Source organism: Paenibacillus lycopersici (genome assembly GCF_010119935.1).
Taxonomy (GTDB): Bacteria; Bacillota; Bacilli; order Paenibacillales; family Paenibacillaceae; genus Paenibacillus_Z; species Paenibacillus_Z lycopersici.
In genome coordinates this window covers 5458031-5471283 of sequence record NZ_CP048209.1, presented here as the reverse complement: position 1 = coordinate 5471283, position 13253 = coordinate 5458031, and the positions used below count along the sequence as shown (strand labels likewise).

The 13253-nt window shown below is 57.7% G+C and carries 14 protein-coding genes; 9 read left to right on the top strand and 5 right to left on the bottom strand.

Translation table 11 applies throughout. From position 1 onward, the window contains the following. A complete protein-coding gene (locus GXP70_RS24010; RefSeq protein ID WP_162359166.1) occupies positions 1 to 996 on the top strand; it encodes a hypothetical protein in 996 nt (331 codons plus the stop codon). A 961-nt stretch (positions 997 to 1957) separates the two neighbouring features. On the opposite strand, the gene GXP70_RS24005 is transcribed toward GXP70_RS24010, so the two are convergent. The 4 genes from GXP70_RS24005 to GXP70_RS23990 all read right to left on the bottom strand — a co-directional run bounded on the left by GXP70_RS24005 (position 1958) and on the right by GXP70_RS23990 (position 5117). After that, a complete protein-coding gene (locus GXP70_RS24005; RefSeq protein ID WP_162359165.1) occupies positions 1958 to 2923 on the bottom strand; it encodes a type I phosphomannose isomerase catalytic subunit in 966 nt (321 codons plus the stop codon). Between the two features lie 69 nt (positions 2924 to 2992). After that, positions 2993 to 3391: a VOC family protein gene (locus GXP70_RS24000; RefSeq protein WP_162359164.1), complete on the bottom strand. Its 399-nt coding sequence runs from the start codon at positions 3389 to 3391 to the stop codon at positions 2993 to 2995. Between the two features lie 13 nt (positions 3392 to 3404). Beyond that, positions 3405 to 4148 (bottom strand): class I SAM-dependent methyltransferase, encoded by a 744-nt coding sequence (locus tag GXP70_RS23995; protein WP_162359163.1) that lies wholly within the window; start codon positions 4146 to 4148, stop codon positions 3405 to 3407. Beyond that, complete coding sequence (locus GXP70_RS23990) at positions 4149 to 5117, bottom strand: tRNA modification radical SAM protein MnmL/YtqA (RefSeq protein WP_162359162.1); 969 nt, start codon at positions 5115 to 5117, stop codon at positions 4149 to 4151. It abuts the gene before it with no gap. A 475-nt stretch (positions 5118 to 5592) separates the two neighbouring features. Between GXP70_RS23990 and GXP70_RS23985 the strand changes: the two genes are divergently transcribed. Together GXP70_RS23985 and trmB are read left to right on the top strand one after the other, a co-directional pair. Next, positions 5593 to 5778: a hypothetical protein gene (locus GXP70_RS23985; RefSeq protein ID WP_162359161.1), complete on the top strand. Its 186-nt coding sequence runs from the start codon at positions 5593 to 5595 to the stop codon at positions 5776 to 5778. 133 nt (positions 5779 to 5911) lie between these two features. Continuing rightward, entirely contained in the window at positions 5912 to 6697 is a 786-nt protein-coding gene (gene trmB, locus GXP70_RS23980; protein ID WP_162359160.1) for a tRNA (guanosine(46)-N7)-methyltransferase TrmB, read from the top strand. Here trmB and GXP70_RS23975 read toward each other — a convergent pair. Beyond that, a complete protein-coding gene (locus tag GXP70_RS23975; RefSeq protein ID WP_162359159.1) occupies positions 6616 to 7173 on the bottom strand; it encodes a phosphatase PAP2 family protein in 558 nt (185 codons plus the stop codon). The genes trmB and GXP70_RS23975 overlap by 82 nt on opposite strands. 232 nt (positions 7174 to 7405) lie before the next feature. Here GXP70_RS23975 and GXP70_RS23970 point away from each other — a divergent pair, with 232 nt between their 5' ends. The 6 genes from GXP70_RS23970 to GXP70_RS23945 all read left to right on the top strand — a co-directional run bounded on the left by GXP70_RS23970 (position 7406) and on the right by GXP70_RS23945 (position 13020). Continuing rightward, a complete protein-coding gene (locus tag GXP70_RS23970) occupies positions 7406 to 8584 on the top strand; it encodes a glycosyltransferase family 4 protein (protein ID WP_162359158.1) in 1179 nt (392 codons plus the stop codon). A 299-nt stretch (positions 8585 to 8883) separates the two neighbouring features. Then, a complete protein-coding gene (locus GXP70_RS23965) occupies positions 8884 to 10122 on the top strand; it encodes a glycosyltransferase family 2 protein (RefSeq protein ID WP_162359157.1) in 1239 nt (412 codons plus the stop codon). A 478-nt stretch (positions 10123 to 10600) separates the two neighbouring features. Further along, a complete protein-coding gene (gene infC, locus GXP70_RS23960; RefSeq protein ID WP_162360654.1) occupies positions 10601 to 11095 on the top strand; it encodes a translation initiation factor IF-3 in 495 nt (164 codons plus the stop codon). Positions 11096 to 11124: 29 nt separating this feature from the next. Then, complete coding sequence (gene rpmI, locus GXP70_RS23955) at positions 11125 to 11328, top strand: 50S ribosomal protein L35 (protein ID WP_162359156.1); 204 nt, start codon at positions 11125 to 11127, stop codon at positions 11326 to 11328. Positions 11329 to 11365: 37 nt separating this feature from the next. Next, positions 11366 to 11725, top strand: coding sequence for a 50S ribosomal protein L20 (rplT, locus tag GXP70_RS23950; protein WP_162359155.1), 360 nt, complete (start codon positions 11366 to 11368; stop codon positions 11723 to 11725). Positions 11726 to 11925: 200 nt separating this feature from the next. Next, on the top strand, positions 11926 to 13020 hold the full coding sequence (locus tag GXP70_RS23945) for a M24 family metallopeptidase (protein ID WP_162359154.1): 1095 nt from the start codon (positions 11926 to 11928) through the stop codon (positions 13018 to 13020). Positions 13021 to 13253: the final 233 nt, after the last annotated feature.

Here is a 13253-nt window from a genome sequence, read left to right as displayed (position 1 = left end):
ATGGGTTTCGTGGCAAGCTCCCGCCGAAGCGCGGCCGGACTGCTGGCGCTGCTGGCATTGTCGGTCCTGCCGGCACTGCTGACCGGCTGCGGAAGCGGCACGATGAGCAGCGTGGAAGCGAACCCGCCGACCAGGGGCCTGCTGCATTATTTGCAGCAGGCCGGCCAGATGGGCAACGTCACCGATCGGGGATACGTTGTATCGGTGGAGGCTGAAGGCGGCCAACCGGCGGCAGGCAGCGAAACGTCGTTAACGCTGCAGGTGCTTGATCCGTCCGGCCGGCCGGTCGGCGACTTCGCGGACGACATGACGAAGCGGCTGCATTTCATCGTCGTCAGCAAAGACTTGTCCGCGTTCCAGCATCTGCATCCCGAGTATGAGGGGCAGGGGAAGTTCCGGGTGAAGCTGACGTTTCCGCAGGGCGGACCGTTCCTGCTCGTCTCGGAATTCATGCCGGACGGCAAAGGCTTGACCGTGCACCGGCAATGGATGGACGTAAGCGGACCGGAGCAGGCGGCGCAAGCCCTTGTGGCGGTGAATGTCCCGCAGGGCGGCTCACGGGAAGGCTCCAAGGAGAGCGCCAAAGAAGGCACGCCGAACGACATGCTGAACGGTTCGCCGAACGGCACGTCGAGCGAATTGCCGAAAGAATCGCCGTACGTAACCGTGAACGGCCTTGAGATCCGGCTGACGGCCATGCCGCAGCTGAATGAGCTGAAAGCGGGCGAGATGGCGATGCTGGCGTTCACGCTGCGGAAGGCGGGGACGGGCGAGCGGATCGCGCTGGAGCCGTACTTGGGCACGTCCGGCCATTGCGTGGTGCTGGACGAGAAGGCGGAGCAGTACGTGCACGTGCATGCGGCCGAGGAGATGAGCACCGCTTCCAGCGTCATGTTTCACGCGGAATTCCCGAAGGCTGGCCTATATAAGCTGTGGGCGCAGTTCCAATACGAAGGCCAGGTCGTCACGGCGCCGTTCGTGCTCCGGGTCGCTTGATGCGGAGTGCGTACTTGGTGCTTGGTGCTGTTGAGTCATATGTGCGGCAAGAGGTGTGCGCGGTACCAACTCATAGCTCGAAATCTGCCGATTCCGCGTCAAGAGGTGTACGTGGTACGACTCTATACTCGAATGCGGCCGATTCCGCCGCAAGAAGTGTACGAGGTACAACTCTACACTTCGCTCCGTGCTCCGGATTTTCTTGGCGCCGGCTGCACGGAGCACAGCATCCCATCCTAGATGCACAACAAAGAACTCCCTTCTAAATTATCGAAGGGAGTTCAGGCTGCCCGTGAAAGTTCGACGCCGCATATGTCGCATGCTGCATACGCATATGCCGCATGTATGGAAAGGAAAGAATCCCTCCCTCTATGACTAAGCGGACAGAGCTTCCGTTATTTTGGCGAAATCGGGCCATTGGGGCAGCGCACGGACACAGGATACGTTAATGTCCCCGAATGACACCGAAAACAGGCTAATCAGCCGCTTTAACGGATCTCCTGTCCGCGAGCACACGAAAAAACGCGATAAAGAGGCAGATAACGGATCTCCTGTCCGCTTCCTTGCATCGACCGACGGACGCACCGTGAACCAGCCGTCATGAGGCCGGCTGGTTCGAAGCGGTACCAGCAGTTCGTACTACGCCGGCGAAGCGCCAACAGGATCCGTTCGTGCTCCGGGGCGCGGTCTGCCGCGAGCCTGCTCGAAGCAGCGTATATTGCACATTAACTCATTAATTTGAAGGGTACTACATGACGTAGCACCACCATCCTCGGGCTGTCGAGAAAATCTCGACAGCCGTTTCGTTGTCCGATTAATTTAATACGACACCGCGTTAATATGGGTACAAAGAACTCCCTTCGAACAATCGAAGGGAGCTCTTTGTTTCATCGTTTCGGCAGCGCCGCCAAACGACGGCTCAGCCGAGGGCAAGCCGCGACTGCCAGTCAACACTGCTCCGTTAAGGCGTTACGCTGCGGAGCACGGTCATGCTGCCGCTCAGCTCGTAGCCGCCGAGATTGGCCGGAAGCAGGAAGCATTCGCCGGCTTTCACGTCCTGCTTGCCGCCATCCCAAGCGAGCGAGCCGGCGCCTTCGGCAATGACGAGAATGACGAACGATTCGGACGTCGTGGACAGCTTCCACGGCGCGCGCACGAGGCCTTTCTCGACGACGAAGTACGGCGATTCCGCGATGACGAGCCATTCGTTGCCGCCGATGCCGTCCGTCTTCATGCGGCTCGCGCCGGCGCCTTCGTAGGCGGTGACGTTGAGGGAATCCTCGACGTGCAGCTCGCGCAGCTTGCCGTCCAGGCCCGGACGGTTATAGTCGAATACCCGGTACGTCGTGTCGGAGTTCTGTTGGATTTCGGCAACGACAACGCCGGCGCACAGCGCGTGAACGGTACCGGCCGGAATATAGAACGCATCGCCGGCTTCGACGGGCACTTCCTGCAGGCAGTCCATGACGCGGCCTTCCTCGATCGCGGCCGCAAGCGCCGGACGGTCGACGCCGTCTTTCAGGCCGTAGATGATTTTCGCGCCCGGCTTAGCGGCCAGTATGTACCACATTTCGGTTTTGCCCAGCTCGCCTTTCGGCAGGCGCTCGTACGAATCCGTCGGATGGACTTGGATGGACAGGTCGTCGTTGCAATCGAGCAGCTTGATCAGCAGCGGGAAACGGCCGTTCTCGACATAGCCCTTCGTGCCGAAGAACTCGCGTCCGAAGCGCTCGCGGATCTCGTCGAGGCCGAGGCCGGCCAGCTCGCCGTTCATGACCTTCGTCGTGCCGTTCGGATGATCGCCGATCATCCAGCCTTCGCCGATGGCTCCTTCCGGCAGCTCCAGGCCGAATTGCTCCAACGCGCGGCCGCCCCAAATGCGTTCCTTCATCTCGGGTTTGAATTGCAGCGGATATGCTTGTGTCACAGTGGTTCTCTCCTTGTATCGAAATGGATTCTCTCTCTTGAACAATATGGCTTGCGCAGCCAAAGGGGATTACTGCTTCTTGCCGGGCTGGAACATCTCCAAGAACTCGCCGTCCGGGCCTTCGAAGAAGAAATAGCGGGCGCCATTCGGCAGCGTCGTAATTTCGGTATCGCGCATCTTCACGTTCGGAAGGGCGGACAAGCGCGCGAATTCCTCTTCGATATCGTCCACGGTGAAAGCCGTGTGATGCGTTCTGCCTTCGACCGCGAGCTCCCCCGGGTAATTCTGGATCAGCTCGATCTCGGTCTCTTCGCCGTCGGACCCTGTCAGGAAGGCCATGAGGATGAAGCCGTTCGAGTGGGGCAGCGTGTACAGATGCTTCAATCCCACTACCTCGGTATAGAATGCGATCGACTTCTCGATGTCGCTGACCATAATGCCTACGTGCTCCAATTTACGAACTGCCATGAATGATTCCTCCTCAAATTAGTGGTTTGGCCGCGGCCGATTTCTTCTCGATTGCAATCAAATAAGGCGCTTCCGGTTTCTGAACCAGGCGATAGAGCATCGCTTGTCCTTCGACCTGCGGAAGGGCGGATGCCCAGGCCGCGACCGCTTCCGCTTCTTCAAGCCCGCCGGGGTGGCCGGGATAGAGAACGGCGGTAACGATGCCGCCGGGCCGCAGCAGCGTCATGGCAAGCTTCAGCGCGGCGATCGTGGAAGCGGGCTCCGTGATGACGGCCTGGTCCCTATTCGCGCCCGGCAAGTAGCCGAGGTTGAACATGACGGCGTCGATCATGCCCCGATGGGCATCGGACACATGCTTGTCCATCTCCGCGTGGCTGGCATGGACAAGCCGAAGCGGCCCGCCGTTTGCTGCTTCCCGGCCGCCGCGCTGCGGCGCTCGGCCAACTTCCGAAGCCGCTGCCCCGGGCTCGGCCGCATTCCGCGTTTCGCCGACGCCCGGAGCCTCGCCGTCCGTCAGGCTGGCATTCCGACGCCATCCGGCACCGCCAAGCTCCAGCGCGGCAAGACGCGCCCGCGTCCGCTCCAGCGCAGCCTCCTGAATGTCGAACGCGTACACCGCGCCGCGCGGGCCGACAAGCCCGGCCAGAAACTGCGTGTCCACGCCGTTGCCGCAGGTGGCGTCGATGACGGCTCCGCCGGGCGCGGCCCGTTCTTTCACGAGCCGCTGCGCCATGCCAAGCACGCTGAGAAAGCCCATTTACCGTCCCTCCCAGAGGCGGCCTTGCCACGTATTGCGGCTGGTCAGCTCATGGTCGATGGCATTAAGCACTTCCCATTTCTTCAGGCTCCACATCGGCCCGATCAGCAAATTCCGGGGCGCGTCGCCGGTCAGCCGGTGAACGATCATGTCCGGCGGCAGCAGCTCCAGCGTGTCGACGATGAGCTTCACGTATTCGTCCTGATCGAGGAAGCGCAGCAGGCCGGCTTCATATTGCTTGACCATCGGCGTCTTGCGCATGAGATGCAGCAGATGGATCTTGATGCCCTGCACGTCCATCGCGGCGACGGCCCGGCCGGTAGCCATCATCATCTCGTGCGTTTCTTGCGGAAGGCCGTAAATAATATGAGCGCAGACGCGAATGCCGCGTGCCCGCAGCCGCTTGACGGCATCCTCGTAGCATGCCGTGTCGTGCGCCCGGTTAATGAGGACGGAAGTCGATTCGTGAATCGTCTGCAGTCCCATCTCCACCCACAGGTAAGTGCGCTCGTTCAGCTCCGCCAAATAATCGACGACATCGTCCGGCAAGCAGTCGGGCCGCGTGGCGATCGACAAGCCGACGACGCCGGGCTGCGCGAGAATCGCTTCATAATATTCGCGAAGCTCTTCAACCGGCGCATACGTGTTCGTATAGGCCTGGAAATAGCCGATGTACTGCGCTTCGGGCCATTTCTGATGCTGAAGGTCGCGGATCGTATTGAACTGGGTAATCAGATCGTCCCGCCGGCTGCCGGCAAAATCGCCGGAGCCCCGCGCGCTGCAGAACGTGCAGCCGCCGGCCGCGATGGACCCGTCCCGGTTCGGACAGGTAAAGCCCGCATCGAGCATTACCTTGAAAACTTTGCCTCCGAATTGCTCGCGCATTTCGTAATTCCAGGTGTGAAATCGTTTGTCGTTCCACAGAATAGGAGTAAGGGAGGCGGCGTCGGACTTACTTTGAACATGCATTGCAGCTGCAGCTCCTCAAGGATGCATGGGCGGACAGTACCCTTGGATGCGATAGTGAAATCCCATCGGGCACGGCCAGCCTTGCTTCGATAATTCCATTGTCGGTCATCGCGATCATGCCGCGGTCGCCGCGCAAGAATAAGTGAAGTAACGATTGTTCCGGCACGGACGAAGTCCGCCGTTTCTTCAAGATCCTGCGGACACTTACAATCATAACGAAATTTCGCGCAAAACGCTATGAGGCCGCAGCTTGAAGTTCGATCGGAACGCACGGGAATTGTCGTACAAGCACGGAAAAGAGATGGTAAATGAAAGCGATTTATTTTAAATTAGGGCTTGCTAAACCTAACATGAGCTGTTATATTGAAAGAGCGACATATCAACGAATACACCACTTTTACCACCTTCCAACTACTTCTCATGCCAGGTTGATTTATTGGAAATCCGCGTGACTATTTCAGTGAGGTGATGGAGAATGGATAAGCAATTGAAAATTCCGCAAGGCGACGAGAAAGTGACGGTTGAATTAACGAGAAAAGAATTGATGTCCCTGGCTGGCATCCGTTTCCACGATAACCATAAAATCGAAGTTTCCGCGCGCAAGAAGCTGCATGAAATTCTGGAATCGCAGGAGAGCACGCCGAGTCAGCTGCTGAACTAAGCGTTTCTCCGCCTATACCGAAGCCGACGGCCTGCTCGCCGCCGGCTTTTTATTTGCCCCTCCGCTTTACAACGGGTGCGAAATTCGGGCACAATAAGGACTAGCTTACGAGACGTGGAGGAATGAACGCACTATGCGCCTTAGAGGAAGAAAAGGAATTTTGGAAAGCATCGAGGCCCAGCCGGAGCTGGTCGTGTTGGATGCGGCGCCGCACAAGGGACGCTGGCGCGAGTTTTTCGGCAACGACAATCCGATCTACATCGAGCTGGGCATGGGGAAAGGCAAATTCATCAGCGACATGAGCGTGCGGAACCCGCATATCAACTTTATCGGGGTGGACATGTACGATGAGTTGATCCGCCGCGCGAGCGAGAAGGCCCGCCAGGCCTGGGAGACGGCGCACGGCACGTCGCAGCCGCCGAATCTGGCGCTGCTGCGCGCCAATATCGAAGGCATCGAGAATATGTTCGCGCCGAACGAGGTGCAGCGGATTCATTTGAATTTCAGCGATCCGTGGCCGAAGGCCAAGCATGCGCGCCGCCGCCTGACCCATTCGCGGTTCGTGGAGAAATATATCGAAATTCTGAATGATCTGGGCGAAATTCATTTCAAGACGGACTCGCAGTCGCTGTTCGAATTCTCGCTCAACAGCTTCGCCGATATGGAGCTGATGATGCGCAATATCTCGCTTCATCTGCATAAGGACGAGCTTCGCGACGATCTCGTGCTGACGGAGTACGAAAGCAAATTCGTCGAGCGCGGCAACAATATCCACCGCGTTGAAGTCGTCATCGGCGAACGGGCGGTCGCTGCCCACCGGGCCGCGAAAATGGCCGCTCAGAAGAAAGACCAGGCCGAGGAGACGAGCACCGAAGTCAGCGAGCCAAGCGCGGCGCCGACCATGACGTCGGAAGGATAGTGCAAGCCGAGGTACATGCGCGACCAAGCGACCGAACCGCCGATTAGCAGCGCGACGGGGGCTAGCATCGGCAGCAATGCCGGATCGGCAAGCAGCCAAGGGATAAGCCAAGCGAATACAGCCGTTGTGTGACCGGATGGAAACGACGAGTCGCACAGCGGTTTTTTGCACGTATGCACCGCTTCGAGCGCTTGATAGGGGCGCAGCCGGCGAAATTTGCGCTTGACGACGGCGACCGGAAGATGGCTGACGGCGACGGCGGCGAGCGCCTGCCAGCCGGCCGTGCTCCACGCGCCGGATGCGGCAAGCGCGGAGAATAAAGAAGAGAGCAGCGTAAACGACGCGCCTCCCATATGGGTAATCGTACCTAACCAGCGGCTGAGCCACCGGTTCAAGCCTTGATGCGACGGTCTGCGGTTCGCCCAGAAGAATACCCGCTGTTCCTGCGTTAACGCCCAGAAAACCATGTTAACCATAGCGATCCCCTCCGGTAAGCGATTGTTCTCCTTCCCCAGCATAAGCCGCGAATGTTACCGCGGCATCAACGGCCTGCAAAGCCAGTATGAATTCTTCATCATCCCTTCACGATGCCTTGATATAACGGTAATACGCTTCCTTTACACTATCGTCAAATACCGGTCCGCGCGCCATATAATCGGGTATCGTTCACAAGCGCTGCAAAGGCCGAAATGACGGAGGCGATTTCATATGCGGCTTGCTTTGTTCACGGATACGTTTGCACCGGATGTCAACGGGGTTGCGCGCACCTTGGAACGATGGACGGACTATTTGCGTGCCCAAGATATCCCCTGCCTTGTGTTTGCCCCCGATCCGGCGGTCTCGCTGTCCCGTGAAGCTTCGCCGTTCATCGAGCGTTTCGCCAGCCTTCCCTTCTTCTTATACCCGGAGTGCCGTCTGGCGCTGCCGAATCCGATTCACGTGCGCCGTGCGCTGGACGCGTTCAAGCCGACGATGATCCATGTGGCCACGCCGTTTAATATGGGATTATTCGGCATTCATTACGCCAAAAAGCATCGCATTCCGCTGGTCGCTTCCTATCACACGCATTTTGATCGCTACTTGGCGTTTTACAATATCCAATGGATGGTTAAGATGTTATGGAGGTATATCAACTGGTTCCATGCGGATTGCCGGTCTATATTCGTACCCTCCAAATCGACGCTTCTGGAGCTGAAGGAACGGGGGTGGGACGAGAGGCGGCTTGACGTCTGGACGCGCGGCGTCGACACGAAGAGCTACCATCCGAACGTTGACAGGAAGCAGCTGCTGGCCAAGCGCGGCCTGGACCGCAGCCGTTACATCGTGTTTTACGCGGGCAGGCTTGCCCCTGAGAAGAACGCGGACATCGCGATATCGGCGTTTGCAAAGTTTCGGCGCGATGTCTGTCAGGAAGCATCGCTCGTCATTGCGGGCGACGGTCCATCCATGGAGGGACTCAAGCAGCAGGCGCTTAAAGAAGGCATCGACGCGCATTTCCTTGGCTTCACCGGCCTGCCCGAATTGCAGCAGTGGTACGCCGCGGCCGACGTATTCCTGTTTCCTTCGCCGACCGAGACGTTCGGCAACGTCGTGCTGGAAGCGATGGCTTGCGGCACGCCCGTTATTTGCGCGGACACCGGCGGCGTCGTGGATACCGTTCGGCATGAATGGAGCGGCCTCCGCTGCGAGCCCGGCAACGCCGATGCGTTCGCGGACGCGCTGGCGCGGCTGTACCGCGACGAAGGCATGCGGAACAGGTTCATGGCACGCGGCCTCGCGCACGGCATGCGGCAGTCCTGGGATGCGATTTTCGACGAGCTGCTGGCAAAGTTCCAAGCGGCGTCCAGCCCGAAAATAAGTTCATCAATTCGCCACATAAGGGGTTGAACCGCTGAAACTTAACGGTTTGCAGGTACGTTATTGTAAATGAAACATGTTTTAAACGTAAATGGTTGAAAATAAGGGCGAAACGGAAGAAATCGACGCATCGGTTCCCTGCGTCTCCAATGCAAGCGCTTTTCTTCGCTTTCTTAAGCGCATAGCGCCGATTTCCACTTTTGACAAAAGGTCGTCCGGTATGGAAAATCAGTAAGGCCGCGGTTCACACACATACAGACGCCGCGCCGCAAAACAAAAACTAGAGAAAATATAACAAAATTGGGGTCTCAAGGGGGCAGTAAAAAGTAATGATCAACACCATCATCATTATGTTTCAAATCTTTTTGGCTTTCATCGGGGTGTATCAATTCGTCATTTCCTTGTTCGGTATCGCAAGGAAGCGCAGATCCGCCCAGCATAAGCCGCAAAAGTCGTTTGCCGTCCTGGTCGCCGCTCACAATGAGGCGCAAGTGGTTGGAGCGCTCGTCGAGAACCTGAAGAACCTGGATTATCCGAAAGAACTTTACGATATTTTCGTCATTTGCGATAACTGCACGGACAACACGGCCGACATCGCGCGCGGTTACGGCGTTCATGCGTGCGAGCGCAAGAACCCGCATCTTCGCGGGAAGGGCCACGCCATCGAGTGGATGCTGAAGGAACTGTGGGCGATGCCGCGCCAGTACGACGCCATCGTCATGTTCGACGCCGACAACCTTGTGGGCAACGACTTCCTGCTCCATATGAACAACGATCTGTGCGAAGGCCACAAAGTCATTCAAGGCTACCTGGATACGAAGAATCCGACGGATTCCTGGGTTACGGCTTCCTATGCGATCACGTACTGGTACTGCAACCGGTTGTGGCAGCTGTCCCGCCGCAACCTGAACATGGCCAACTACCTTGGCGGCACGGGCATGTGCTTCGACACCGAACTGATGAAGGAAATGGGCTGGGGCGCGACAAGCCTCGTCGAAGACCTGGAGTTCTCCATGCGCTGCGTGAAGCGCGGCATTCATCCGGTGCTGAACTACGACGCGAAGGTATACGACGAGAAGCCGCTCACGTTCAAGGCGTCGGCCCGCCAGCGCCTGCGCTGGATGCAGGGCCACTTCACCGTCGCGCGCAGCTATTTCTTCCCGCTGCTGTGGCAGAGCATCAAGGAGCGCAGCTTCGTGAAGTTCGACGCCGCGCTGTACTCGATCTCGGTGTACAACACGTTCCTCGGATTCCTGGTGACGGCGCTGCTGTACGTGGATAACCTGATTCCGGCCGACAACGTGTTCGCGTCGATTTACTACTACCTGCCGTGGTGGGCGGCAGCCGTGGCCATTACGGCGACGGTCGTCATGTTCCCGCTCGTCATGGCGCTCGAAGGCATCAAGTCGTGGAAGATGTACGCGCATTTGCTCTCGATGGTGTTCTTCCAGCTCTCGTGGCTGCCGATCACGTTCTACGCGTTCTTCACGCAGAACAACAAGCAATGGAGCCACACGCAGCATACGCGCGTCCTGCGGCTTGAAGAGGTGCAGAGCAAGCAGGTTTAGCTTGCGGCTGCTGGGTTGTCCGAATAGGCGTTGACATCGCTGGTTCGGATATGCTATATTATTTCGGTAACGTGTATTGAACATTGTGAACGTCAGGTTTACGCACAAGCAGAGGCGCCCGCTTCTCACCTATCGGCTGAGGCTGAATGGTTTGCGAACGATGATTAAGAACAGGCTGGCAGTTAGCGCTGCATGCGAAGCCTTTTATCTTGGTTATTGGTATGCGGGTCCCGAGCGGACCCGCATTTTTGCTTTTGCTGGGAAGATCAGATCAGGGATAAGCGCAGCATTCGTTCTTTCTGATCTTTTTGAAAATATAAGCGTTTATAAGCTTTCGGTTTATAAACTAAACTTATATTTCTCCGGAATGAAACGCGCCGCGCCGCCATAAGACGGCGACAGCCGGTTTCACCTTGGAGAAGGCGACTTCTCGATTCATAAACTTTGGAGGTGGCAGGTTATTAGCAGGGAACATCAAATCAACGATGAGATTCGTGCCAGGGAAGTACGTTTGGTAGGCGCCGAAGGCGAACAGATCGGCATTAAGCCTTTCCGCGAAGCGCTCCAGATGGCTATCGATTTGAACATGGACCTCGTCAACGTTGCACCGACTGCGAAACCGCCGGTGTGCCGGATCATGGACTATGGCAAATTCCGTTATGAGCAGCAGAAGAAAGAGAAGGAAGCCCGCAAGAACCAGAAAATCGTCGACACGAAGGAAGTTTGGTTCCGTGCGAACATCGATGAGAACGACTACCAGACGAAATACCGCAATGTCGTGAAGTTTCTGGGCGAAGGCGATAAAGTGAAATGCTCCGTCCGTTTCCGCGGACGCGAAATCACGCATGCTTCCGTCGGCCAGAAGATTCTGGACCGGCTTGCAAACGAAGTAGCCGACTTGTGCGTCATGGAGCGCGTGCCGAAGCTTGAAGGCCGCAGCATGATCATGATCTTGGCTCCTAAACCATCTTAAACCCAACATTCTTCGAGGAGGAACACCAAATGCCGAAAATGAAAACGCACAGCAGCTTGAAAGACCGCTTCAAAATTACGGGTACAGGTAAAGTAATGCGTTATAAAGCATACAAAAACCACTTGCTGTCGGGCAAATCCGCTCGTCAGAAGCGCGTTCTGGCTACGAACCCGGTTATGGCCGCAGGCGACGTCAAGCGTCTGGCTCAAGGTCTCGCAAACATCAAAGGTTAATTAATATTCTGAACTAATTACTCGGGAGGTTCTACTCATGGCAAGAGTTAAAGGCGGATTCGTCCGCGCACGTCGTCGTAAGAGAATTCTAAAACTGGCGAAAGGCTACTTCGGTTCCAAACACCGCCTGTTTAAAACAGCTAAAGAGCAAGTGATGAAATCCTTGCTGTACGCATACCGCGACCGTCGCCAACACAAGCGCGACATCCGCAAACTGTGGATCGTTCGTATCAATGCGGCAGCTCGTCAAAACGGCCTGTCCTACAGCAAATTCATGTTCGGCCTGAAGCAAGCCGGCGTTGAAGTCAACCGCAAAGTGCTGGCTGACCTCGCCGTGAACGACATCAACTCGTTCAACGCGATCGCGAGCCTGGCAAAACAAAAAATCAACGCGTAAGCAGCGCTTGATTGCTTATATAGATGAGAGAAGCGTCCTCCCGTGCGGGAGGGCGCTTCTTTTCTGCGCGCTGGCGCGTACCCTGCCGGCGGGTCCCCGCTGCCGCTGGATACTTTCGGTTTGGAATCGTACAATAGAATGAAAGCACCGATATGTTTGGATGTTTATGAATGGATCGCTGGGAAAGGTGGTTTTCTACAATGAATGTCCGCATCAATCAAATGCATGCTTACATGGACGACAACGGTGTCGACGCGGTATTGGTCACCGAGCCGAAGCATGTGTATTACTTGACGGGGTTCGCATCGAATCCGCATGAACGGTTTCTCGGCTTGCTGCTGCCTCGCGGAGACGAGGCGATCCTGCTCGTGCCCGCGCTCGATCTCGAGGCGGCGCAAGCGGCGGCCGGCGCGTCGGTTGCGAAGATCCATACCCACTCGGACACGGACGACGCCTATGCGGTGCTGCGCAGCCTCATGCCGGCCGGCGTCCGGGTGCTCGGGATCGAGAAGGAGCAGCTCAGCGTTCGCCGGTTCGAGGCGCTGAGCGAGGCGGTCGGCGCCGAATCCTATGTCGACATCGGCTTGCCGCTTCGCGACATGCGCGTGGTCAAATCGCCCGAGGAAGCGGAGCTCATGCGGAACGCGGTCCGCATCGTCGAAGACGTGCTGCGCGCAGGCATCGCCTTGGTGAAGCCGGGCGTCACGGAGATCGAGCTCGTCGCGGAGCTGGAATACCGGATGAGAAAGCTGGGCGCGCAAGGCCCGTCGTTCGATACGCTCGTGCTGGCCGGAGCGAATTCCGCGCTGCCCCATGGCATGCCGGGACGAACGGCCGTACGAGAGGGCGAATTGCTGCTCTTCGACCTGGGCGTATTCGCCGGAGGGTACGCGTCCGACATCACGCGGACGTTCGCCGTCGGCGACGTTACGGACGAGATGAAACGCATGTACGCCGCCGTGCTGGACGGCAACCTGCGGGCGATCGAAGCCGTCCGGCCGGGCGCCGCGCTCGCCAGCCTGGACCGCGCGGCGCGCGATTCGATTACGGCGGCCGGTTACGGCCCGCAGTTCAATCACCGGCTCGGGCACGGGCTCGGCCTCGATATTCACGAGTATCCGTCGGTACACGGGAATAACGCGGAGCTGCTCCGGGAGGGCATGACGTTCACGATCGAGCCGGGCGTCTACGTTCCGGGCGTGGGCGGCGTGCGCATCGAGGACGATGTGCTCGTGACCGCGAACGGCGTCGAGGTGCTGACGCGGTTCCCGAAAGAGCTGACCGTGATCGGCTAGCGGTCCGGGAGCGGCTGTGGGCGAATGCGACACGGGCAAGCGATTCGGATCGGGCATGCGCGCGAATAGGAATGACGACAACCCATGCCGGGCGGCATGGGTTTTTGGAATTGGTGTATTGTCTCATGGACATCGGTACAATCATATTCTTTTGCTAGCGAATAGAGTATAGGACAATGCCGTTTTACCTTTCGAGGCAAATGTCAGGCACATGCGTTTGCTATACAAGGCGA